Below are 23,229 nucleotides of genomic sequence, written 5' to 3'. Positions count from 1 at the left end.
TCAGGACCGGCGGCGGGCGTTCCTCAATCCCGAGCCGGAACCGCGACCACCCGGCTCAGCGGCGACACCCCGCCCGGCGAGAAGGCCTCGACCGCGAACCAGTAGTCGACGCCGGTGTTCAGGGCCCGCACCTCCAGCTGGTCGCCGAGGTCGCGCAGGTCGTCGGCGTAGATCTGGTAGGTCAGGAACAGCCGGTCCGGCGCCACGCCCCAGCGGACGTTGTAGCCCAGCGCCATCGACACCGGCGGGATATGGACCGTGGCGTTCCTCTGGTCCGCGCCGCGCTCGACCCGGACGCCGGCCGGCCGCTCCGGCGGCTGCCCGTCCGAGGTCCCGAACACCCGCAGGTCCGAGATGGCCAGATGGGCGGCGGCGACCTCGCCATGCTCGTAGCGGATGAAGCGGGCGTCGACCGGCCGCTCGCCCTCGACATAGGCGTTGGGCCGGTCGCGTTCGGAGTCGGACAGGTCGGCGAACACCCGCCAGTCAGCGCCGTCCCGCGACCAGAGGATGCGGAACCGCGTCCGGATGTCGGGGCGCTCCGCGTAGATGGCCGACTGGTAGTCGGCGTAGTTGACCTGCACCGCGTGCACCCGCTTGGTCGCGCCCAGGTCCAGGGTCAGCGTCTCGCCCGCGCGGTTCGACCCGGCGACCCAGAAGGTGCGCGGGTTCTCGTCGGTCGCGCGGTCGGCGGTGAACTCGCCCTCGGTCGACGAGGCCTCGGCGGGGGCCTTGTAGGACAGCGGGAACCAGCCGGTGAACAGGCTCTCCGGATCGTCCACCTTCCCCGTCGGCATGCGCTGCGGATAGTCGCCGAACCGGCTGGAGAAATGCATCTGCCCGTCGGGCGTGAAGCCGCCGGGGAACATCGCGATGCGCCGTTCGAAGGTCCAGTTGTGGCCGATCCACGGCGTGCCGGTGTTCCACCAGTTGCCGTGCCGGTCCTGGAAGGTCGAGCCGTGCCCGGTCCCCTCGACAAAGCCGCCCGGCTTGTAGCTGACAGGGTTGTAGTCAGCGTATTCGAACGGCCCCAGCGGATCGTCGCCCACATAAACCCCGTTGGCGTAGGCGTTGTACTCGGTGCCGGGCGCGCCGTACTGCAGGTAGTAGCGCCCGCCGTGCTTCGTCATCCACGCCCCCTCCATATAGGGGTTGATGGGCGTGCCGTCGGGCAGGCCGCCGGAATGATCCCGCCCGAACCGCTCCCAGCCGTGCTCGTCCGGATGCAGCACGTGGAGCGCCAGCGGCTCGCCGACGAACCGCACCGGCGGGGTCGGATCGATCTCCGATCCGTAGAGGGGATAGACGTTGGACGAGCCCCAGTAGAGGTACCATTTCCCGTCGTCGTCGATGAACAGCCCCGGGTCCCACGGTCCGGGCGGCAGCCTGCCCTCGGGGAGGCCGCCCTCGCCATACCGCCCTTCCTCGCCCCGGCTGACCGCGCCGGGGACCGGCGGCAGGATGCGGGTGTGCCAGTCCCACCGGCCCGTCTCCGGATGCTCGCTGACCAGCAGCGGCCGCGGCTCGAAGGCCGACTGCATCAGATAGAGCCGCTCGCCGTCCGAGACCGCCGCCGGCGCCACGTTCGACTCGAACGGCCATTTGTTCGGCTGCACATAGGTCCAGTCGAGCAGGTTCTCTGAGGTCCAGTAGCCGTCGGCCAGGGTCTGGAACAGGACATACCGGTCGCGGTGCAGCACGATGACCGGATCGGCCCCCGTCCGGTAGCTGATCCCCTGATGGGTCTGCTCGAAATTGTATTTGTAGTCCAGGTCGACCGGATTGGCCCAGGTCCGGGCCTCCTGCGCCGCGGCGGGCAGGGCGGTGAGCGCGGCGGCGAGGGCGATCAGCAGGGTCTGGCGCATGGCCGCAGGCTAGCACGCACGCCAGCCTGTTGAGTTCACGAGCGGTTTCGCCCAGACCTGCGCCATGACCCTCACCGAGCCCCGCCTGACCTCCCTCGCCCACGGCGGCGGCTGTGGCTGCAAGCTGGCCCCGGCGGTGCTGCAGGACATCCTCAGGGGCCTGCCCGCCGCGGCGCCGTTCGCGAACCTGATGGTCGGGACCGAGACCAGCGACGACGCCGCCGTCTGGCGCCTCAACGACCAGCAGGCGCTGGTGGCCACGACGGACTTCTTCATGCCGGTGGTCGACGATCCGTTCGACTTCGGCCGCATCGCCGCAACCAACGCCCTGTCGGACGTCTACGCCATGGGGGCGACGCCGATCTTCGCCCTGGCCATCGTCGGCATGCCGGTGAGCGCGCTGTCGACCGACACCATCGGCCGCATCCTGCAGGGCGGCGCCGCGGTCTGCGCCACCGCGGGCGCGCCCGTCGCCGGGGGCCACTCCATCGACAGTGTCGAGCCGATCTACGGCCTCGTCGCCCTCGGCCTCGTCCATCCCGACCACGTCCTGACCAACCGCGGCGCGCGGGCCGGCGACGTGCTGATCCTGACCAAGGGGCTCGGCGTCGGCGTGCTCAGCGCCGCCTTCAAGCAGGGCCGGCTCGACGAGGCGGGCTACGCCGCCCTGATCGGCTCGACGACGAAGCTCAACACCCTCGGCGCGAAGCTCGCCGGGCGCGAGAGCGTCCACGCGGTCACCGACGTCACCGGCTTCGGGTTGGTGGGCCACGCCCTCGAGATGGCGCGCGGCTCCGGCCTCACCGTCGAACTCACCGCGGCGCCACCCCTGCTGGACGGCGTCGAGGCGCTGGCCGCCGCCGGGGTGCGCACCGGCGCCTCGGGCCGCAACTGGGCCAGCTACGGCGGCGGCGTCGACCTGCCGGCGGATCTGCCCGCCGCCGTCCGGGACCTGCTCACCGACCCCCAGACCTCCGGCGGCCTGCTGATCGCCGTGGCCGAAAGCGAAGCGCCGGCCCTGCTCGACCTCGCCCGCGCCGACGGCTTCGACCGCGCCGCCGTCGTCGGCCGGGTCGTCGACGGCCCCGCCCGGGTCCGCGTCCTCGCATGATCCGGCGCACCGTCGACCTGTCGCCCGCGGCCCGCGACGGCTTCGACGCCCTGATCGACGTGCGCAGCCCGTCCGAGTTCGCCCTCGACCACGTCCCCGGCGCGATCAACCTGCCCGTCCTCGACGACGCCCAGCGCGCTGCGGTCGGGACCGAATACGTCCAGGGCTCCAAATTCCTCGCCCGCCGCACCGGTGCGGCGCTGGTCGCCCGCAACATCGCCGCCCATCTCGAGGGCGCGCTCGGCGACCGCGACGGCGCGTTCCGCCCGCTGGTCTACTGCTGGCGCGGCGGCCAACGGTCCGGGGCCATGGTCACGGTGATGGATCAGGTCGGCTGGCCGGTCACCGTGCTCGAGGGCGGCTACCAGACCTGGCGGCGGCAGGTGAAGGCCACGCTCTACGATGCGCCGTTGGAGCACCGGCTGATCCTGCTCGACGGCCCGACCGGCGCGGGCAAGACGGCCCTGCTCGGCGCCTTGGCGTCGCGCGGCGTCCAGACGCTGGACCTCGAGGCCCTCGCCGCCCACCGCGGCTCCCTGTTCGGGGCCCTGCCCGGCGGCCAGCCGTCGCAGAAGGCCTTCGAGACCCGCCTGCAGGACGCCCTGTCCCGCCTCGATCCGGCCCGCCCGGTCGTGGTCGAGGCCGAAAGCAGCAAGATCGGCGCCCGCGTCATCCCGCCCACGCTCTGGGCCGCCATGTCCGCCGCATCCGCGGTCCACCTCGAGTCCCCGGTCCCCGTCCGCGCCGCGCGCACCGTGCGCGACTACGCCCGGATCGCCGCCGACCCGGCGGCGATCGACACGGCCCTGACCCGCCTGCCGCGCCACATAAGCAAGGAAACGGTCGCCGCCTGGCGCGCCCTCGCCGCCGCCGGCGAGATGGAGGCCCTGGCGACCGAACTGATCGTCCATCACTACGACCCGGCCTACGGTCGGCAGGGGCAGGGGGGCGCCCGCCGGAAGCTGACCGTCGTCGGGATCGGCTCGCTCGCCGATACGGCGCTCGAACAGGCCGCCGATCAGGTCGCGGCCGCCGTGGACGCCTTCTGACGATCATTCACGACGCTGCACGCGACGGATGGTCAAACCGCCGCATCGTGCCTAGCTTCGCCGCATGACCCGCTCCCGCACCGCCGCGCTGATGTCGTCCCTGAGCCTGCGCGTGCTCGTCGCCCTGATCGCGGGCCTGCTCGCCGGCGCCGCCGCCCAGGCCTGGGGCATCCCCGGCGGCACGGGCACGGTGGCCCTCGTCGAGGGGCTCGGCCAGCTGTGGCTCAACGCCCTGCGCATGACCATCATCCCGCTGGTCTTCGCCCTGTTGGTCACCGGCATCGCCTCCATCGCCGACGCCGCCGCCACCGGACGGCTGGCCCTGAAGGCGGTGGTGGTCTTCGCCCTGCTGCTGGTCGGAGCCACCGTCTACGGCGTCCTCGCCTCCGAGGGGCTGCACGCCCTGTGGCCGATCGATCCCGAGGGCGGACGCCTGCTGCTCGCCGGGGCGGGCGACGACGCCGCGGTCCGCGCCAACGTCGACGGCGGCGGCCTGACCACCTTCCTGACCAGCCTGGCCCCGGCCAATCCGATCCGCGCCGCCGCCGACGACGCCATCCTGGGCATCGTGGTTTTCGCCATCGTCTTCGGCTTCGCGACCACCCGCCTGTCGACCCGCCTGCGCCAGCCGCTGACGGTCTTCTTCGAGGCGGTCGCCGAGACCATGATCGTCATCGTGCACTGGGTGCTGCTGGTCGCCCCGGTCGGCGTCTTCGCCCTGTCGCTCGGCGTCGGCCTGCGCGCCGGCCTCGGCGCCGCCGGGGTGCTGGGCCATTACATCGCCATCGTGGTGCTGGCCCTGATCGGCCTGATCCTGCTGACCTACGTCGTCGCCGTGGCGTGGGGCCGGGTGAGCCTCGCCCGCTTCGCCCGCGCCGTCGCCCCGGCCCAGGTGGTGGCCTTTTCGACCCAGTCCTCGCTCGCCTGCCTGCCGGTGATGGTCGAGCGGGCCCGCGACAGCCTCGGCGTTTCGGCCGCCACCGCGGGCCTGGTCCTGCCGCTGGCGGTGGCGGTGTTCCGCATCACCTCCACGGTCGCCAACCTCGCCGTCTGCATCTACGTCGCCCACCTGTACGGCATCCCGCTCAGCCCCGGCGTGCTGATCGCCGGCGGCGTCACCGCCTTGGCCATCAGCGTCGGCACCGTCGGCCTGCCGGGCCAGGTCAGCTTCTTCGCCTCCATCGCCCCCATCGCCATCGTCATGGGCCTGCCGCTTGAGGTCCTGCCCCTGCTGCTGGCGGTCGAGGTGGTCCCCGACATCTTCCGCACCGTCGGCAACGTCACCGCCGACCTCGCCGCGGCGCGGATCGTGGAAGGCCGGGATGCGGCGGCCGACCCGGAGGCGGCGTCGGGGATCTGAGGTCCGCCGGCTAGACCGGACTGCGCGCAATTCCGCGTTCACCGCACGGTCGGAATCGTCACCAGCGGGTCAGCCGTAGTCCTGGATCGGCCGCACATCCAGATCGCCCGCCTTGATCGCCCCGATCGCCTGCGACGCCGCCAGCGCCCCCGCCGTCGTGGTGTAGTAGGGGATCTTCATCATCAGCGCCGTGCGCCGCAGGCTGAAGCTGTCCTGCAGCGACTGCTTGCCCTCGGTGGTGTTGATGACCAGCTGGACCTCGCCGTTCTTCATCGCATCGACGATGTGCGGGCGGCCTTCCAGCACCTTCTTGACCAGGCCGACCTCGAGGCCCTGCTCCGTCAGATAGGCGTGGGTGCCTGAGGTGGCGATGACCGAGAAACCCTCGGCCAGCAGCGTCTTCACGGCGTCGACGATGAACGGCTTGTCGCCCTCCTTCACCGAGACGAAGGCGCAGCCGGCGACCGGCAGGATGGTTCCCCCGCCGATCTGGCTCTTGGCGAAGGCGCGGGCGAAGGCGGGGGCCATGTCGGCCTCGCCGTCGCGCTTCCAGTCCAGCCCCATGACCTCGCCGGTCGAGCGCATCTCGGGGCCCAGCACGGTGTCGACGCCGGCGAAGCGGGCGAACGGGAAGACCGCCTCCTTGACCGCGATATGGTCGTACGGCTTGTCGGCCAGGCCGAACGATTTCAGCGGCACGCCGGCCATGACCTTGGCGGCGATGGCGGCGATCGGCTGGCCGATGGTCTTGGCCACGAACGGCGCGGTGCGGCTGGCGCGCGGATTGACCTCCAGCACGAAGATGCGCGGCTCGGCCGAGTGCGGCTCCTCGATGGCGAACTGCACGTTCATCAGGCCGCGCACCTTGAGCGCCCGGGCCATGGCCTCGGTCTGGCGCTTCAGTTCGGCGATGGTCTCCGGACGCAGCGAGTGCGGCGGCATGGAGCAGGCGCTGTCGCCCGAGTGGACGCCGGCCTCCTCGATATGCTCCAGCACCCCGGCCACGAACACCGTCTCGTCGTCGCACAGGGCGTCGACGTCGATCTCGGTGGCGCGGTTGAGATAGTGGTCGATCAGCACCGGGTCGTCGCCCGAAACACGCATGGCCTCGCCGACGTAGCGGTCCAGCTGTTCGCGGTCGTGGACGATGACCATGCCGCGTCCGCCCAGCACATAGGACGGGCGCAGCACGACCGGATAGCCGACCTCGTCCGCCTTCTGCGCGGCTTCTTCGGCGCTGCGGGCCAGGCCGTTGGGCGGCTGCATCAGGCCGATGTCGTGCAGCATGACCTGGAACCGCTCGCGGTCCTCGGCCAGGTCGATGGAGTCCACGCTGGTGCCCAGGATCGGCACGCCGTCCTCCTGCAGGGCATGGGCCAGCTTCAGCGGCGTCTGGCCGCCGAACTGGACGACCACCCCGATCAGGTCGCCCTTCGAGCGTTCGATGTCGATCAGCTCCAGCACGTCCTCGGCCGTCAGCGGCTCGAAATACAGCCGGTCCGAGGTGTCGTAGTCGGTCGACACGGTCTCGGGGTTGCAGTTGACCATGATCGACTCGACGCCGATGTCGTCGAAGGCGAAGGCCGCGTGGCAGCAGCAGTAGTCGAACTCGATCCCTTGCCCGATCCGGTTCGGCCCGCCGCCCAGAATTATCGCCTTCTTTCTGTCGGTCGGGTCGGATTCGCAGGCCGGAATCTGGCCCAGCGCGCCGGTCTCGTAGGTCGAATACATGTAGGCCGTGGCGCTGGCGAACTCGGCCGCGCAGGTGTCGATCCGCTTGAACACGGGGCGGACCTCAAGGGCGCGGCGGGCCTTGCGCACGGCGGCCTCGGTGGTCCCGGTCAACTGGGCGAGGCGGGCGTCCGAGAAGCCCTTGGCCTTCAACTTGCGGAAGTCGGTCGCGGTCGTCGGCAGGCCCTGGACCACCACGTGGCCTTCGGTGCGCACGATGTCGGCGATCTGGCGCAGGAACCACGGCTCGTAGGCGCAGGCGGCGTTGACCTCCTCGACCGACAGGCCGTGGCGGAAGGCCTGGGCGATGACGCGGATGCGGTCCGGCGTGGGCTGGCCCAGCGCGCGCACCACGGCGGCGCGCACCGAGGCCTCGTCGTCGACCTCCAGCACGCCGTCGATCTCGATCTCGTTGAAGCCGGTCAGGCCGGTCTCCAGCCCGCGCAGGGCCTTCTGCATCGACTCCTGGAAGGTCCGGCCGATGGCCATCACCTCGCCGACCGACTTCATCGAGGTCGACAGCGTCGCTTCGGCTCCGGGGTATTTCTCGAAGGCGAAGCGCGGGATCTTGGTGACGACATAGTCGATCGAAGGCTCGAACGAGGCCGGTGTGACCTGGGTGATGTCGTTGGTCAGTTCGTCGAGGGTGTAGCCGACCGCCAGCCGGGCGGCGACCTTGGCGATCGGGAAGCCGGTGGCCTTGGACGCCAGCGCCGAGGACCGCGACACCCGCGGGTTCATCTCGATGACGACCATGCGGCCGTCCGCCGGGTTGATGGCCCACTGCACATTCGAGCCGCCGGTCTCGACGCCGATCTCGCGCAGGACGTCGATCGAGCCGGTCCGCATGCGCTGATATTCCTTGTCGGTCAGCGTCAGGGCCGGGGCGACGGTGATGGAGTCGCCGGTGTGCACCCCCATCGGGTCGATGTTCTCGATCGAGCAGATGATGATGCAGTTGTCCGCCTTGTCGCGGACGACCTCCATCTCGTACTCTTTCCAGCCGAGCACGCTCTCCTCGATCAGCACCTCGGTGGTCGGCGACAGGTCGAGGCCGCGTTCGACGATCTCTTTGAATTCCTCGACATTGTAGGCGATGCCGCCGCCGGTTCCGGCGAGGGTGAAGCTGGGCCGGATGATCGCCGGCAGGCCGACGAAGGCGAGGGCGTCGTCCGCCTCGTCGATGTGGTGCACGGCCTTGGAGCGCGGGCTTTCGAGGCCCAGCTTGTCCATGGCGTCGCGGAATTTCTGGCGGTCCTCGGCCTTGTCGATGACGTCGGCGCGGGCCCCGATCATCTCGACGCCCCACTTCTTCAGTGCGCCGCTCGCGTCCAGCGCCAGCGCCGTGTTCAGCGCCGTCTGTCCGCCCATGGTCGGCAGCAGGGCGTCGGGCCGTTCCCTGGCGATGATGCGCTCGACGAACTCCGGCGTGATCGGCTCGATATAGGTGGCGTCGGCCACCTCCGGGTCGGTCATGATCGTGGCCGGATTGGAATTGACCAGGATGACCCGGTAGCCCTCGGCTTTCAGTGCTTTGCACGCCTGCACGCCCGAGTAATCGAACTCACAGGCCTGCCCGATCACGATCGGCCCGGCGCCAATGATCAGAATCGACTGGATGTCGGTGCGCTTCGGCATCTCGTTCAGGCTTTCAATTCGTCACGACCGCGCACTCCCAGCCGTCATACTCCAGCTGGAAGGCCGCGGCCCAGGATTGGATCATGGCGGAGACCGGGGCGAACGAGCCCTCGTCGACCGCCATCGTGGTTTCGAGAACGGTGCAGTCGTCCTGACCCCGGGTCAGGAAGCCGGCGCGGCGCGCGACTTCGTTCAGGTCGTCGTGGTCGCCCTCGCCGTAGAAGTAGAACAGGGTGTGCCGTGGCGTGACCCCGCTGTCGCCATGCGCCGCCAGCGAGGCCCGGATCATCGCGTCGCGCTCTTCGTGAGGGACGTCGGAATCGGTCACGGCTGGCTGGTCTCCTCGCGCGCGCGGACCCGGCGCGGGCGAAGCGCCTGCGCGGGCCGGTCGGGTTGTCGGTCAAGCGGCCCGTCTAAAGACGGGGCGGCGGAGGAGCAAGCGCTTATCCGTCCGACCGCCGATCGATCCAGTCCGGCAGCGCCGCGATTCTGTCGAGCGCGCCATAGCGCGGGTGGCCCTCGGGCGCGTCCGCCAGCTCGTGGGCCCAGGTGACGGCGTAGGGGATGTGGACCGCGAAGGCGCCCGCCTCCAGCGCCGGCAGCACATCGGACTTCATCGAGTTGCCGGCCATCACGGCCTCGGCCGCGCCGGTTCCGTGACGTGCGAAGACGCGTTCGTAGGTGGACCGGTCCTTTTCGGAGACGATCTCGACGGCGGCGAACAGTTCGCCCAGCCCGGACGCCGCCAACTTGCGTTCCTGATCCAGCAGGTCGCCCTTGGTGATGAGGATGAGCCGATACCGCTCCGACAGCCCGGCCAGCGCCTCGTCGACGCCGGGCAGGGTCTCGACCGGATGGGCCAGCATCTCGCGGCCCGCTGCCAGGATTTCCCGGATCGCCCCGGCCGGCGGATCACCGCCGCACATCTCCATCGCGGTTTCGATCATCGACAGGGTGAAGCCCTTCACCCCATAGCCGTAGAGCCGCAGATTGCGCCGTTCGACCTCGGCCAGCCGCGCCTCGATGGCCGCGTTGTCGTGATCCGTCAGCAGGTCGAGAAAGCGCGCCTGCGTCAGACGGAAGACCGTCTCGTTGTGCCAAAGGGTGTCGTCGGCATCGAGGCCGACCGTGGTGATGGTCATGGGCGGATCCGGTGGCGGCGATTTCCTCCTGACCCGCGTCAGGGATTACGTCAACGCGGCGCTCCCGGACGGGAATCGGCGCGGCGCCGTTAACCATGTTCGTCAGCGATGTATTTCCAACTCGCGGCGCCTTCTTCATGCGGGGGCCTTGTCAGACCGGCCGGAGCAGAACGGTTCATGAGGAACGACCCCGGGCGCCTGACGCCCCCTCGCCGCGCGCCGGACCTGAATCCGGCAGATGACGGATTGTCCGAGGCGACCGCCCGCATCGGCGAGCGTCGATCCTATGCGGCGCCCTATGAAAGCCTGACCTTCACCGTGGTGACGCGGGGCCGGCGCGAACTGGTCGTCACCCTGGCGGCGCAGCCGGTGTTCGACCTCGCGCGCTCCATCCCGGTCGCGCGGCGCATCCGCCGGAGCGTGCGCCATCGGGGCGGGGAGAGCGCGTTGACCGGTCTGGTTCGACGCACGCTCGAGCCCGCCGATCTGCAACGCATCGACCTCGATACGCTCAGAAACGGGCTCGATCTGTTGCGCCTCGGAACGAACGACGGCGGCGTGCTCCCCGCGTTCTGGCGCACGATCACGTCGAGCGGACGATTCGAGATACTCTGCGCGGAGATGCAGGACAGGCCGACGCCCGGGACCCTTCTGATCGAGGTCATGGGCGGCATCGAGCAGGCGCCGCTCGACGCGATCCGGGACGTCATCGAGCATTTCGGGACCGGGTCGCTGGGACTGATCCTGCATATCGCGCCAGACCCGGGCGCGGCCCGGCGGCTGTCGCAGGTCCCGGCCCAGTGCCTGGTGCTCGACTTCGCCGGCGTGGAGCACGAGAGCGCCCGCGACTGGCAGGGCGCCGCGCAACTGATCGGAACGGCGCGTCAGGCGTGTCCGCAGGTCATGTTGCTGAACCTTCGCCCGGACAGGGGTCTGGCGGCGGAGGCCGCGGGAGCCACCCACGCCGTATTCGCCGGCATGACGACCGTCATCGTCTGAGACGGTTGACGTCGGGGCCTGCCGCGGGCCTTGTTCGGCCATGCAGGCCACGCTTCCCGCCCGGCTCTATGGTTGCCCAGACGCCTGGGCGCGGGAGCGGACGGCGACGTTCGGCCGGGCGTGGCTGTTCCTGGGGCATGAGGCCGAGGCCGCGTCGCCGGGGGATTGGATCGCGACCGACGTGGCCGGACACCGGCTGCTGGCGGTGCGGGGCAAGGACGGGGCGCTGCGAGCCTTCCATAACGTCTGCCGCCACCGGGCCGGACCCCTGGTGCAGGGTCCGGCCGGCCGGTGCGAGGGGGAACTCGTCTGCGCCTACCACGGCTGGCGCTATGCGCTGGACGGGCGGCTGCGCGCCGCCACCGGCTTCGGGACGGTCGAGGGGTTCGATCCCCGCGCGTTCGGCCTGTTGGGATTGAAGCTGGAAATCTGGCGGGGCCTTGTCTTCGTGAACCTCGACCCCGAGGCGGCTCCGCTCGCCGGGCACGTCGCGCCGTTGGAGACCCTGCTGGCGGAACGGGGGCTTGAGATCGCGGGCCCGGCGCTGCGCCGCAGCCATGACCTGGCCTGCGACTGGAAGGTCTATGCCGAGAACTATCTCGAGGGCTATCACATCGGTTCGGTCCATCCGGTGCTCGCCGGGGAGCTGGGCTCGGCCGAGTATCGCGTCCACGTCGAGGGCGATCTGGTCGTGCAGGAGGCGGTGGGCGTCAACGACGGGCCGCAGGCGGGCGTGTGGGGCTGGCTGTGGCCGAACCTCGGGATCAACGTCTATCGCGACGGGGCGATGATCGAGCGGATGACGCCAGTCGGCCCGGGAAGGACGCGGCTGGACTACCTGTTCCTGAATGACGGCGGGCCCGCGGTTTTGGGGGACGCGCTCGAGGCGTCCGACCGGCTGACGGCCGAGGACGCCCGCATCTGCGAGGCGGTTCAGGCCAACCTGTCGGCGGGCGCCTATGATAAGGGCGTGCTCAGCGCCCGGCACGAGACCGCCGTGGCCTGGTTCCAGTCCCGTCTCGCCGAGGTCCACGCATGAGCGACGCGCCGCATCATATCCCGCTGGCCGAAGAGCCGCTGTCCGACAAGCACAAGCTGGGCTGGGGGCTGGCGGCTCTCGTCGTCGCGGGCAACATGATCGGATCGGGCCTCTATCTGCTGCCCGTGAGCCTGGCGCCCACGGGCGGATCGTCGCTGATCGGGTGGCTGGTTGCGGCGGTGGGCGCCGCGACGCTCGCCCTTGTGTTCGGGGCGCTCGGACGGCTGCAGCCGGACGCCGATGGACTGGCGGGTTTCGCCGAGCGGGGGCTGGGCCGCTTCGCCGGGTTCAACGTCTCGCTGGCCTTCTGGGCCGCCTGCCTCGTCGGGAACGTGGCGGTGGCTGTCGCGGCGACCGGCTATCTCGGCTTCTTCTGGCCGGTGCTGAGGGACCCTGTCGCGGCGACCTTCTGCAATCTGGGGATCATCTGGATCGCGACCATCGCCTACATCATCGGGGCCCGAACGGCGTCCTGGCTGGCGGCGGTCGCCCTGATCGTCGGGCTGACGCCGATCGTCATCGCCGTCGTGGCCGGCGCTCGCGCGTTCGACCCCGCGCTGTTCGCCGCCTCATGGAGTCCCTCGGGCGCCCCGTTGTTCGAGACGGTTCCGGCCTCGCTGGCCATCATCTTCTGGGCCTATCTGGGGGTGGAGAGCGCGGCGGCCCTGTCGCGCCGGGTCCGTAATCCGGCGCGGGACGTCGGCCTCGCGTCTATCGCGGGGGTCGGGCTGGCGACCCTCGTCTACGTCGCGGCGACCGTTTCGGTTTTCGGCGTCATACCGCTGGCCGCCATCGCCGCCTCGTCCAGCCCTTATGCCGATCTGGCGCAGAGGGTGTTTGGCGGCTCCATCGCCGGCCTCGTCGCGGTCTGCGCCATCATCAAGACGATCGGCACCGTCGGCGGCTGGGTGATGATGGGCGGCGAGACGGCCCGGGCCGCGGCCCGGCAAGGCTATCTGCCCAAGGGCTTCGGGGCGGGGGACCACACGCCGGTGGCCAATCCATTGCTGGGCGCGGCGATCATGAGCGTGGTCACGGTACTGTCCGGCCAGCCGACGCTGGGCGGACAGTTCGGCCTGCTGGTGGGCGTGACCTCCGTGCTGACGCTGACGGTCTATGCCGTCTGCTCCGCGTCGCTGTTCAGACTGGCGCGGCGATCGCGGGCGCGGATCACAGCTATCGGCGGCATGGCCTTCGCGGCGGCGGCCGTGGCGTTCGCCGCTCCGGGCTACATCGTTCCGTCGGTAGGGTTCTTCGCGCTGATGACGGTGGTCTGGTTCGCCGTGATGCGGCGTTCCGCAGCGCCGGTTGACCCGGTGGCGGACGACGCCTAACCACGCCGCCGTTTGCTCGCCGGGATTCGGTGCTACGGAGGCCGCCATGAACACCAAGCTCCTTCCCGGCGTCACCGGCGTGCTCGCGCTGGCGGACGGAACCATCCTGCAAGGCCTCGGCTGCGGCGCGACCGGCTCGGCCCTCGGCGAGGTGGTCTTCAACACCGCCATGACGGGGTACCAGGAGATCCTGACGGACCCGTCCTACATGAGCCAGATCCTGGCCTTCACCTTCCCGCACGTCGGCAACACCGGGGTGAATGTCGAGGACGTGGAGCAGATCGGCGGCGGCTCGGACACCTCGGCGCGGGGCGCGATCTTCCGCGACATGCCGACGGACCCGGCCAACTGGCGCAGTGAGAGCGATTTCGACGGCTGGATGAAGCGGCGAGGGGTGGTCGGGTTGGCCGGGGTCGACACCCGGGCCCTGACGGCGCACATCCGCGACGCCGGCGCGCCGCACGCAGTGATCGCCCATGATCCCGAGGGTCGCTTCGATCTCGAGGCGCTGGTGGCGCAGGCGAAGGCGTGGACCGGACTGGTCGGGCTGGACCTGGCCAAGGACGCCTCGACCCTGCAGTCGTTCGACTGGGACGAGGGCCTGTGGGACTGGCCGGAAGGCCATCCGCGGGTCGACGCCGCGAACCGGTCGGTGGTCGTCGTCGACTATGGCGTGAAGCGCAACATCCTGCGGGCGCTGGCGTCCACGGGCGCGAAGATCACCGTGGTGCCGGCCGACACCACGGCCGAGGAGATTCTGGCGCGCAATCCGGATGGGGTGGTGCTGTCGAACGGGCCGGGCGACCCGGCCGCGACGGGCGCCTACGCCGTGCCGGAAATCCGCAAGCTGGTCGACAGCGGCAAGCCGCTGTTCGGCATCTGCCTGGGCCACCAGATGCTGGCGCTTGCGCTCGGCGCGAAGACCGTCAAGATGGACCAGGGCCACCACGGGGCCAACCACCCGGTCAAGGACCTGACCACCGGCAAGGTCGAGATCGTGTCGATGAATCACGGCTTCACGGTCGACCGCGACAGCCTGCCCGACGCGGTGGTCGAGACCCACGTCAGCCTGTTCGACGGCACCAACTGCGGCATCGCCCTGAAGGACCGTCCGGTGTTCAGCGTGCAGCATCACCCGGAGGCGTCGCCGGGGCCGACCGACAGCCTCTACCTGTTCCAGCGCTTCGCGGATTCGATGAAGGGCTGAGGCCCGCGGCCGTCCCGGAAGGGTGCGGGATGGCAGGAAAAAGGGAGAGGGCGCGTCCGCCGCTACTCTTCGAACCCGAATCGCACCGCCACGCTGACGAGGGCGTTCTCGCCGTCGTGGGAGCGCATCAGGACACTGACGTAGCGGACGGGGCCGAGCTGTCGGCCCGAGGCCTGGGCGATGGCGTCGGCCTGGGCGCGGGCCTTGCGCACGCCGTCGGCGGTCGCCTCGTTCCAGACGGCCTCGCCCGGATCTGCCGCCCCATCCAGGCCGAGCAGGGACAGGAAGGGTGTCATGGCGCCGAGGCTGAGGCCATTCAGGCTGTCGTCGAGATTGGAGACGCCGGCCTCGACGAGGGCGTCGATGAACTCGGGCAGACGCGACTCATTTGGGCGGTCGAGTTTGACCTGGACGGACGCGGTGACCGTGGGGGTGTCGGCCGGAGGCGGCGCGTCGTCGTTGAGAGGCTCGATCAGTTCGACGTCGACCTGGTCGTCCTGGCCTTCGGTCCATTCGGGAGACGCGCCGGGGAAGGCCGTGGCCCAAGCGGCGGAAGCCGGCGTCCAGGCATCCGCCGCGGCGATCGCATAGGTGGTAGGGCCGACGTCCATGGCGACGTCGAAACGGTTGGCGACAGAGCGGACGCGCTCCAGCTGGGCGTTGCGGTCGGCGACCGCCTCTACGGCGGTCTTGCCGGTCCCCTTGAGGGAGACGGTCATCGGCGTCGAGGCGGCGGCGGGCATCGGCGCCTCGCCCTGGGCGGTGACGAACAGGCCGGGGCCGCCGGTCATCGATTCCGCCAGGCTCTGGCCGAACTGGTCGACGGCGGCGGCGACCGGGCCGGCGATATCCTGCGCCGCGACGGGCGTGGTGGCGGCGAGCGTGGCGGCGGCCACGGCGGCGGCGAGACGGTTCATGGCGCTTTCCCCCCAGAGATGCAGGCGGGAGACAACCACGGAAGCTTGACCGTGGCTAGGTGGCCGGAGCCTTCGGATCGGCCTGGAACATCTTGTTGACGATCACCCAGCGGCCGTCGATCCGGGACAGGGCCATATAGTCGGTGAAGCGCACGGTCGGGTAGTCCAGCACGATCTTGGCGACGGCGGTGTCGCCGGTGACGTCGATGCTCTCGATCCAGCGCCGGCGCTGCGCCTCGTCGGCGGCCGGAGCGCCGGAGGCGCGGCCGATATACTGTTCTGCGGTCATGCGGATCAGGGCCCCGTTGCGCATGCCCCACAGCTCGGCGTCCGGGTGGAAGGCGGGACGGAATTCGTCGGCCAGACCGGTGGCGTGGCCGCGCAGATAGGCCTCCAGCGGCGCGCGAACGTCTGCGTCGACGGCCTGCACGGTGGGGGAGTGCGGCGTCCAGTGGTGCTGGGCGAGCGCAGGGGCCGCGGCCATGGCGACGGCCAGCGCGGCGGCGATGATCAGCGGTTTCATGTCTGTCTCCCGGCCCCCGGTCCCCGAGCGATCGAAGCACGTTCGCCGGCGCGGGTGAAGCGGCATGCGTCGCCGATCAGGGCAGCGGCGTGAAGCTCTTTTCCTCGCGCAGGGCGCTGGCCTTGCGGACGGCGACCGGCGCGGCGTTGAGCCAGTAGGCGGCGTCCTCGAGTCGCTGGCTGCGCCGGCGCTCAAGGCCGCGCATCCGCCTCAGCGCCGCGTTCTCGAGCAGGCGCGCGTGCAGGGCGCGGAGCGGCGCTCCGGCGGCGTCGCCAGAGGCGCGGGGCTCCTCTTCCGGAGCGCTGATGACGGTCGATGGCGTCACGGGCGGGCTTTTCGGCGGATCGATACAAATCCACGGGCGTGCGGATTGTTCCGCTATGAGAGCAAAATACGGGGACAATCAGGCGGTTGACGCCGCAATCCGGACTTGGGGATTAACGAAACGGTAAATCCACCATCGGGGTGAGTCGCGCGCTATAAGACCGCGGTGCGCTTCGACGATCGTTTCCTGGAAGAACTGAAGGCCCGCCTTCGCCCGTCCGACGTGATCGGCCGGACGGTGAAGCTCAAGCGTCAGGGACGGGAATATGTCGGCCTGTCGCCCTTCACCAAGGAGAAGTCGCCGTCCTTCTTCGTGAACGACGACAAGGGCTTCTTCCACGATTTCTCATCGGGCAAGCACGGCGACATCATCAGCTTCCTGCAGGAGACGGAACGGCTGTCGTTCGTCGAGGCGGTGCAGCGGCTGGCCGGGGAGGCGGGCATGGCCCTGCCGGCCGAGGACCCTCAGGCGGCCGAGCGCGAGGCGAAGAAGCAGGGCCTGACCGACTGGATGGACCTGGCCCAGAAATGGTTCGCGGCCAATCTGCGCCGCTCGCCGGGCAAGGCGGCCCGCGAGTACCTCGAAAAACGCGGCCTGCCTGAAGACCAGTGGGAGCGGTTCGGCCTCGGCTATGCGCCGAACGACCGCGAGGGGCTGAAGGCCGCCCTGGTGCAGCGTGGGGCGCGGCCGGGCGACCTGGTCGAGGCCGGCATGCTGATCGCGCCGGAGGGCGGCGGCACGCCCTACGACCGGTTCCGCGACCGGCTGATGTTCCCCATCCTCGACGCGCGAGGACGGATCGTCAGCTTCGGCGGCCGGGCGATGAACCCGGACGACCGGGCCAAATATCTGAACGGCCCCGAGAGCCCGCTCTTCCACAAGGGCGCCACCCTGTACGGCCTGCCCGAGGCGCGCCGCATCCTCGGGGCCGAGAGCCGGGACAGCCAGGCCATCGTGGTGGTCGAGGGCTATATGGACGTCATCGCCTGCCAGCGGGCCGGCATCCCCGCCGTGGCCCCGATGGGCACCGCCCTGACCGAGGAGCAGATGGAGCGGTTGTGGCGGGTGTCGTCAGAGCCGGTGCTGTGCTTCGACGGCGACGCGGCGGGACGGCGAGCGGCATATCGGGCCATCGATCGGGCCCTGCCGCAGCTCAAGTCCGGGCGGTCGTTCCGCTTCGCCCTGCTGGAGGCCGGGCAGGACCCCGACGACATCCTGCGCGACAAGGGGGCGCCGGCGCTGCGCCAGGCGCTGGCCGCCACCCGGATGTTCGCCGAGGTGCTGTTCCAGAAGGAGGCCGAGGCGGAGCCGCTGGACACGCCCGAACGCCGGGCGGGTCTGAAGGGGCGGCTGCGGCAGGCCGCGTCGGCGGTGCAGGACAAGGATCTGGCGGAACAGTACCGGCGCGAGTTGTTCGACCGGTTCGACGCCCTGTTCCCGGCCCGGCGGGCGCCGACGGGCTCGCCCGCAACGGGCCCGGGAGGGCGCTGGCGTCCGGGGCCGCCGCCCAAGCTGGGCCAGACCGCCGAGGGCGCACAGGCCATGCAGTCGCTGTCGCGCTCGATCGAGCCGGTCGCCGCCGCGCTGGTCCACGGCGCTGTCGACGATCCGGAGCGGATGGACGATCACCTCGAAGCGATCGCGGCCCATGGCTTCGGCGACCCGGCCCTGGACGGGCTGGCGCAGGAGATGGTCCGCTTGCGCTTCTCGGGGCAAGACCTTGACTCCGCGGCGCTGCGTCGCCATCTGGCGCAATCGGGTCATGGCGTCTTGATGCACGAGGTCGAGAAGGCGGCGGCAAAGTCCGGCGCGCCCTTCCTGGCCACAGACAAGCCCCTCGGCGAGTCGCGGATCCGATGGTCGCAGGCGTTCGACGCGCTCACCCGCGTGGCGGCGCTGGAAGACGCCCTGACCTCGGCGCGTGGCGTGCCGGGTCAGGACGAGGCGTTTCGCCGGCTGAAGGCCGAGCGCGATGTCCTGCGTCGCGCGATCAAAACCGGCGAGATTTGGGAAGACAGCGCGGGTTCGTAACAAACGACCCCGCCACACGTTGTATTGATGGACGGCCTGATCAGCCCCTCCATCCGGAGCGAGAACTGAATGAGTGCGCAGACCGAGACGCAGGAAGCCGAAGTGCAGAGCGACGGCCCGCTGCTCGACCTTACCGACGCGGGCGTCAAGAAATTCATCAAGCAAGCCAAGGCGCGCGGCTATGTGACGATGGAGGATCTGAACAAGGTCCTGCCGTCCGAGGAGGTGACTCCGGACGCCATCGAGGACACGCTGGCGATGCTGTCCGAGATGGGCGTCAACGTCGTCGAGGCCGAGGAAGACGCCGCCGAGGGCCAGAGCACCGAGGTCGCCGCCACCGCCGAGACCGCCGTCGCCGAGACGCCGGCCAAGGCCGCCTATGATCGCACCGACGATCCGGTGCGGATGTATCTGCGCGAGATGGGTTCGGTCGAGCTGCTGAGCCGCGAGGGCGAGATCGCCATCGCCAAGCGCATCGAGGCCGGTCGCGACGCGATGATCTCGGGCCTGTGCGAGAGCGCCCTGACGTTCGAGGCCATCATGGTCTGGCGCGACGAACTGGCCAACAACCGCATCCTGCTGCGCGAGGTCATCGACCTGGACGCCACCTATGGCGTGCTGAACCCGTCGTCCCTGCCGCACAACCAGCCGCCGCAGCCCCTGCCGGGCGAGCTGCCTCCCAAGGTCGAGGGCGCGGAGGAGAAGTCTGAGGAGGACGAGGAGGACGAGGACTTCGACGACGGCGGCGGGATGTCGATCTCGGCGCTGGAGGCGGAGCTGCGCGACGGCGTCATGGAGGTGCTGGACGCCATCGCGGCCGACTTCGGCGGCTTCCGTAAGCTGCAGGACAAGCTGGTCGAGGCGCGGCTGAAGGGCGAGACCCTGAACGCCAAGGACCAGAAGGCCTATGACACGCTGACGGCGACCATCTCGGGCCGCCTGAAGACGATGAAGCTGAACAACAACCGCATCGAGGCGCTGGTCGAGCAGCTCTATGCGATCAACAAGCGGCTGATGGGGCTGGAAGGCCGCCTGCTGCGCCTGGCCGACAGCTACGGCATCTCGCGCCCCGAGTTCCTCAAGGCCTATTTCGGCAAGGAACTGGACCCGAACTGGGCCGAGGAGGTCAAGGCGATGGGCGTGCGCTGGACCAAGTTCAGCGACAACGAACAGGCCCAGATCGCCCAGATCCGCGGCGACGTGGCCGCCGTGGCCACCGAGGCCGGCCTGCCCATCGACGACTACCGCCGCATCGTCCAGACGGTGCAGAAGGGCGAACGCGAGGCCCGCCAGGCCAAGAAGGAAATGGTCGAGGCCAACCTGCGCCTGGTCATCTCCATCGCCAAGAAATACACCAACCGTGGCCTGCAGTTCCTGGACCTGATCCAGGAGGGCAACATCGGTCTCATGAAGGCGGTCGACAAGTTCGAGTACCGCCGGGGCTACAAGTTCTCGACCTATGCGACGTGGTGGATCCGCCAGGCCATCACCCGCTCGATCGCCGATCAGGCGCGGACCATCCGCATCCCGGTGCACATGATCGAGACGATCAACAAGATCGTCCGCACCAGCCGCCAGATGCTGCACGAGATCGGCCGCGAGCCGACCCCGGAAGAGCTGGCCGAGAAGCTGGCCATGCCGCTGGAGAAGGTCCGCAAGGTCCTCAAGATCGCCAAGGAGCCGATCAGCCTCGAGACGCCGATCGGCGACGAGGAGGACTCGCACCTCGGCGACTTCATCGAGGACAAGAACGCCATCCTGCCGATCGACGCGGCCATCCAGTCGAACCTGCGCGAGACCACGACCCGCGTGCTCGCGTCGCTGACGCCGCGCGAGGAGCGTGTGCTGCGCATGCGCTTCGGCATCGGCATGAACACTGACCACACCCTCGAAGAGGTCGGCCAGCAGTTCTCGGTGACCCGCGAGCGCATCCGCCAGATCGAGGCCAAGGCGCTGCGGAAGCTGAAGCACCCCAGCCGAAGCCGGAAGCTGCGGAGCTTCCTGGACAGTTGAGATTGACGGGGGCCCGGTGGAAACGCCGGGCCCTTTTCGCATCCGCGATGACCCGGTTTGTCCCGGTCGGTCAGGGCGGGGGTCTATCGCCGCAGCCCGTTGACACTGGCCACGGCGGGCCCCATCTTCCGGCTGTAATGTGGAAACACGCCGTACATTTGCGGAATACGCTTCATGCGGGACGCCTCGTCGCAGGCGCCTAGCCCCGAACTCGCCTAAAGCGGAAGCTTAGAGTTTGGGGTTTTACGTCCATACCACATAACTGTTCCGACATCGCCCGCGCTGGATCTGTTCAGCTGCTGTCCGGCTGGTCGGAATACTCTGAATCCATATCATTGTTCGCTCGTTGCCTCGAAACGGGGAGGCGACTTCTTACGCGCCGCGCCCGTCGGGGCCGCGCGAGACACACCGGAAACAATCATGGCCAAGGCCAAGCAAAAGGCGCCGCGGAAGCCGCGCATCCTCATCACCAGCCAGGACCTGGAGACCCTTCAGACGCTGCTCGACCATTCGCCTGCGCGGACCGCGGGCGTGGACCTGCTGGAGGTCGAACTCGGCAGGGCGGTGATCGTCGGGGACTCCTACAGCGCCAGGGCGTTCTGCCGGGTGGGCGACTGGGCCACCTACGAGGACGCCAACAGCGGCCAGTCGAGCCGGGTCCAGCTGGTTCTGCCGAGCGAGGCGGATATCGACCAGCAGCGGGTCTCGGTGCTGACGCCGGTGGGCGCCTCGCTGCTCGGGATGACCCCGGACTCCGAGATCGAATGGACCGACGACCGGGGGCGCCCTCACCGACTGAGGCTGGTGGAGGTGGCGAATGCCGATGCCCCCCGCGTCGTATAGCCGTCCGGATGAAGTCCTCGCGGCGGCCTGCGCGGAAGCCCTGGCCGCCGCCCGCTGGGACGAGGCCGATCTCGCCACCCGATGGCCGGGAGACGAGGCCGGCGCGCTGTTGCTGGCGAAGGCCGCCGAATGCGCCCTGTCGGCCGCGGCCCGGGACCAGTTACTGAGCGTCGCCATCGAGCGGGTCATTGGCCGCGCCGATCGGGACGGGCCGCTGCTCGAAGGGACGCCCGATCCCGACGAAAGGGCGGCGATCGCCAGGCAGTCGTTTGGGCTGGGCCCCCACAAGGCGTCCGAGACCGACGCCTTGGTGGCGCTGGTGGAAAGCCGCCATGCGTCGGCCCTGCGCGGCCGAACCGCGAGTGACCGTCTCGCCGCCTGCCTGCGTGAGGAGGCGGTCCTGCACGAGTTGCTCTGGGACCATCCGGGCATTCCGGCCGATCCCCACACCCGGCTGGCCATGCTCTGCGCGATCCCCCGGCTGAGGGACCGCGCCGATGAATTGACGACAATGAAATCCAGCTGGTTCGGAGGCCTGAAGCGCCTGCTGCGACCGGCGAGTCCCGGGAGACCCCAATGAGGGAACGTCACAACATCGTTGGAAGCGAGGTGGGACGCGCCCGGCCCCCGATCTACTTCAGGGCCGCCGTCCGCCGCCGTCCCCGGGCCGGTCGCGGGCGGTTCCTCGTCGCGCTGATGCTGCTTCTGGCGGCGGTCTTGGCGGGTGGTCTGCTGGCGGGTCTTTGACAGCCCTCTTCAGCCAGGGCCGTGCGCGGAAGTAGATTTTTGGAGACGGTGGAATGAAAGCAAGATTTGCTCGGACCGGGATGTCGAGCGAAACCTTGCAGATGTTTGCACGGCGCAGACCTTGGTTTTCGAGATAAAGTCCAGACTATTTGACTTTATTTAAATTCGCGCCATGATCGGCTCCATGGATCAGCATCTGACAAGTCGGGCTCGACGCCCCGTCTGCCTCATCCCAGGCCGCTAACCCTGTTCCGACGATGGTTCGGAACAGGGTGTCGTGTTTCGAGCCATCGCAAGGCGCCTGCGCCGCTGGCGATTTCATCCAGCCGGCATCGATCCAATGCGAGGACGTCCGAGCCTCGCGCGCCGTCGCGCATCGATGCCGCCGTCAAGGAACTACTCAAATGGGCAAGAAGAGCCGCTCAAGCCGGGAACCCCGGAAGCCGAAACAGGTCAAGTCGCCGGAGACCAGGGCGGGCAGCCTGTCCGACCTGGTGAAATCTCGCGCCGTCCCTCCCCTGGTGGGCGCGAAGTAGGCCCCCCAATGGGCCGAAGTCGGCCCCCGGAGCGATCCGGGGGCCGCATTTACATTGCGTCGCCGTGACCGCCCCGCTCGATGGCGACGCCGTCACAACCCTGTCCGGAACCTGTCTGTCATGTTGGAAATCGCCCTGCTTCTTCTGGCCTGCGCCGTATTCGCAGCGCTCACCTTCGTCGCCGTCACCGCAGCCCTCAGGGCGGCGCGTGTCGAGGATGTGATCGGCGAAGTGTTCTCGCCGTGGCTCCATGATCCGTTCGGGTCGCCGGGGACCGGCGAACCCGAGTCCCGGACCGACGACGGCCCGCCGCCGCAATATCCGCGCGGCGCTGAAGCGGCTGCGGAGGAGCGGCGGGCGATCGCCGCGCGGGCCTGAGGGCGGCGGTCGTCCGGTCCGCCTATGCCTCGGCGATGACGTCGAAGCCGGCGAAGATCATGCGCTTGCCGTCGAAGGGCATGTCCATCTTCATCATGCGCTCGTCCTGCATCAGCGCTTCCCATGCCTTGTCGCGGGTGGCGCGGTCGGGCCAGGTGATCCAGCCGACGGCGACAGTTTCGCCGTCCTGGAGCTGGACCGCGCGCTTGAAGTCCGTGACCTTGCCGTCCGGAACGTCCTCGGCCCAGGTCTCGGTGACCGCGGTGGCGCCGGCCTTCTTGAAGAAGGGCGTGGTTTGGCGGGAGTGCTCCAGATAGGCCGCCTTGTTGGCCGTGGGCACCGGGATGACGGTGATGTCGAGGAAGGGCATGGGGAGTCCTTTGTGAGAGGGCTATCGCTCGCGACGCGGTCGCTCGCTGCTTGAGCCCAAGGGAGTAGGGC

Annotated in this window: 20 protein-coding genes; 12 read left to right on the top strand and 8 right to left on the bottom strand. The window is 69.6% G+C overall.

All coding sequences use genetic code 11. The features are described 5' to 3' along the window. Positions 1–23 precede the first annotated feature (23 nt). The gene (locus ACSQ1L_RS06165; protein ID WP_435993006.1) at positions 24–1,865 is read right to left on the bottom strand and encodes a family 43 glycosylhydrolase; all 1,842 of its coding nucleotides are present in this window, start codon (positions 1,863–1,865) and stop codon (positions 24–26) included. 64 nt (positions 1,866–1,929) lie between these two features. Here ACSQ1L_RS06165 and selD point away from each other — a divergent pair, with 64 nt between their 5' ends. The 3 genes from selD to ACSQ1L_RS06150 all read left to right on the top strand — a co-directional run bounded on the left by selD (position 1,930) and on the right by ACSQ1L_RS06150 (position 5,385). Further along, positions 1,930–2,976 carry a selenide, water dikinase SelD gene (gene selD, locus ACSQ1L_RS06160; protein ID WP_435993004.1) on the top strand — a complete coding sequence of 349 codons (1,047 nt, stop codon included), beginning with the start codon at positions 1,930–1,932 and terminating at the stop codon, positions 2,974–2,976. Further along, on the top strand, positions 2,973–4,025 hold the full coding sequence (mnmH, locus tag ACSQ1L_RS06155; protein ID WP_435993002.1) for a tRNA 2-selenouridine(34) synthase MnmH: 1,053 nt from the start codon (positions 2,973–2,975) through the stop codon (positions 4,023–4,025). Before selD ends, mnmH begins: the two co-directional genes overlap by 4 nt. Positions 4,026–4,089: 64 nt before the next feature. Next, a complete protein-coding gene (locus ACSQ1L_RS06150; protein ID WP_435993000.1) occupies positions 4,090–5,385 on the top strand; it encodes a dicarboxylate/amino acid:cation symporter in 1,296 nt (431 codons plus the stop codon). 69 nt (positions 5,386–5,454) lie between these two features. Here ACSQ1L_RS06150 and carB read toward each other — a convergent pair whose 3' ends face one another. The 3 genes from carB to ACSQ1L_RS06135 all read right to left on the bottom strand — a co-directional run bounded on the left by carB (position 5,455) and on the right by ACSQ1L_RS06135 (position 9,896). Further along, positions 5,455–8,754, bottom strand: coding sequence for a carbamoyl-phosphate synthase large subunit (carB, locus tag ACSQ1L_RS06145; protein ID WP_435992998.1), 3,300 nt, complete (start codon positions 8,752–8,754; stop codon positions 5,455–5,457). Between the two features lie 13 nt (positions 8,755–8,767). Further along, the gene (locus tag ACSQ1L_RS06140) at positions 8,768–9,082 is read right to left on the bottom strand and encodes a hypothetical protein (protein ID WP_435992996.1); all 315 of its coding nucleotides are present in this window, start codon (positions 9,080–9,082) and stop codon (positions 8,768–8,770) included. Positions 9,083–9,197: 115 nt separating this feature from the next. After that, positions 9,198–9,896, bottom strand: a complete 699-nt coding sequence (locus ACSQ1L_RS06135; protein WP_435992994.1) for an HAD family hydrolase — start codon at positions 9,894–9,896, stop codon at positions 9,198–9,200. Between the two features lie 246 nt (positions 9,897–10,142). On the opposite strand from ACSQ1L_RS06135, the gene ACSQ1L_RS06130 reads away from it, so the two are divergent. The 4 genes from ACSQ1L_RS06130 to carA are packed head-to-tail and all read left to right on the top strand — an operon-like array spanning position 10,143 to position 14,475. Beyond that, positions 10,143–10,895, top strand: coding sequence for a hypothetical protein (locus tag ACSQ1L_RS06130; RefSeq protein ID WP_435992992.1), 753 nt, complete (start codon positions 10,143–10,145; stop codon positions 10,893–10,895). A 40-nt stretch (positions 10,896–10,935) separates the two neighbouring features. Then, on the top strand, positions 10,936–11,934 hold the full coding sequence (locus tag ACSQ1L_RS06125) for an aromatic ring-hydroxylating oxygenase subunit alpha (protein WP_435992990.1): 999 nt from the start codon (positions 10,936–10,938) through the stop codon (positions 11,932–11,934). Next, positions 11,931–13,268, top strand: a complete 1,338-nt coding sequence (locus ACSQ1L_RS06120; protein WP_435992988.1) for an amino acid permease — start codon at positions 11,931–11,933, stop codon at positions 13,266–13,268. The genes ACSQ1L_RS06125 and ACSQ1L_RS06120 overlap by 4 nt, the downstream gene beginning before the upstream one ends. Before the next feature lie 46 nt (positions 13,269–13,314). Beyond that, entirely contained in the window at positions 13,315–14,475 is a 1,161-nt protein-coding gene (gene carA / locus ACSQ1L_RS06115) for a glutamine-hydrolyzing carbamoyl-phosphate synthase small subunit (RefSeq protein WP_435992986.1), read from the top strand. Between the two features lie 62 nt (positions 14,476–14,537). Here the strand turns inward: carA and ACSQ1L_RS06110 are convergent, their stop codons facing one another. The 3 genes from ACSQ1L_RS06110 to ACSQ1L_RS06100 form a co-directional block, all read right to left on the bottom strand. Further along, complete coding sequence (locus ACSQ1L_RS06110) at positions 14,538–15,392, bottom strand: SIMPL domain-containing protein (RefSeq protein WP_435992984.1); 855 nt, start codon at positions 15,390–15,392, stop codon at positions 14,538–14,540. Between the two features lie 55 nt (positions 15,393–15,447). Continuing rightward, positions 15,448–15,915, bottom strand: a complete 468-nt coding sequence (locus ACSQ1L_RS06105) for a nuclear transport factor 2 family protein (protein WP_435992982.1) — start codon at positions 15,913–15,915, stop codon at positions 15,448–15,450. Between the two features lie 76 nt (positions 15,916–15,991). After that, on the bottom strand, positions 15,992–16,240 hold the full coding sequence (locus tag ACSQ1L_RS06100; protein ID WP_435992980.1) for a hypothetical protein: 249 nt from the start codon (positions 16,238–16,240) through the stop codon (positions 15,992–15,994). A gap of 165 nt (positions 16,241–16,405) precedes the next feature. Between ACSQ1L_RS06100 and dnaG the strand changes: the two genes are divergently transcribed. The 5 genes from dnaG (at position 16,406) to ACSQ1L_RS06075 (ending at position 22,788) form a co-directional block, all read left to right on the top strand. After that, positions 16,406–18,271, top strand: a complete 1,866-nt coding sequence (gene dnaG, locus ACSQ1L_RS06095; RefSeq protein ID WP_435992978.1) for a DNA primase — start codon at positions 16,406–16,408, stop codon at positions 18,269–18,271. Positions 18,272–18,340: 69 nt separating this feature from the next. Further along, positions 18,341–20,284, top strand: a complete 1,944-nt coding sequence (gene rpoD, locus ACSQ1L_RS06090) for an RNA polymerase sigma factor RpoD (protein ID WP_435992976.1) — start codon at positions 18,341–18,343, stop codon at positions 20,282–20,284. A gap of 420 nt (positions 20,285–20,704) precedes the next feature. After that, positions 20,705–21,127, top strand: coding sequence for a GreA/GreB family elongation factor (locus ACSQ1L_RS06085; protein WP_435992974.1), 423 nt, complete (start codon positions 20,705–20,707; stop codon positions 21,125–21,127). Next, positions 21,102–21,707: a hypothetical protein gene (locus tag ACSQ1L_RS06080; protein WP_435992972.1), complete on the top strand. Its 606-nt coding sequence runs from the start codon at positions 21,102–21,104 to the stop codon at positions 21,705–21,707. The genes ACSQ1L_RS06085 and ACSQ1L_RS06080 overlap by 26 nt, the downstream gene beginning before the upstream one ends. A gap of 823 nt (positions 21,708–22,530) precedes the next feature. Next, positions 22,531–22,788 carry a hypothetical protein gene (locus ACSQ1L_RS06075; protein ID WP_435992970.1) on the top strand — a complete coding sequence of 86 codons (258 nt, stop codon included), beginning with the start codon at positions 22,531–22,533 and terminating at the stop codon, positions 22,786–22,788. A gap of 22 nt (positions 22,789–22,810) precedes the next feature. Here the strand turns inward: ACSQ1L_RS06075 and ACSQ1L_RS06070 are convergent, their stop codons facing one another. Then, positions 22,811–23,158 (bottom strand): DUF1428 domain-containing protein, encoded by a 348-nt coding sequence (locus ACSQ1L_RS06070; protein WP_435992968.1) that lies wholly within the window; start codon positions 23,156–23,158, stop codon positions 22,811–22,813. Positions 23,159–23,229 lie beyond the last annotated feature (71 nt).

This window comes from Brevundimonas sp. LjRoot202, assembly GCF_964253355.1.
Taxonomy (GTDB): domain Bacteria; phylum Pseudomonadota; class Alphaproteobacteria; order Caulobacterales; family Caulobacteraceae; genus Brevundimonas.
This window is presented reverse-complemented; position numbering and strand designations above follow the sequence as displayed.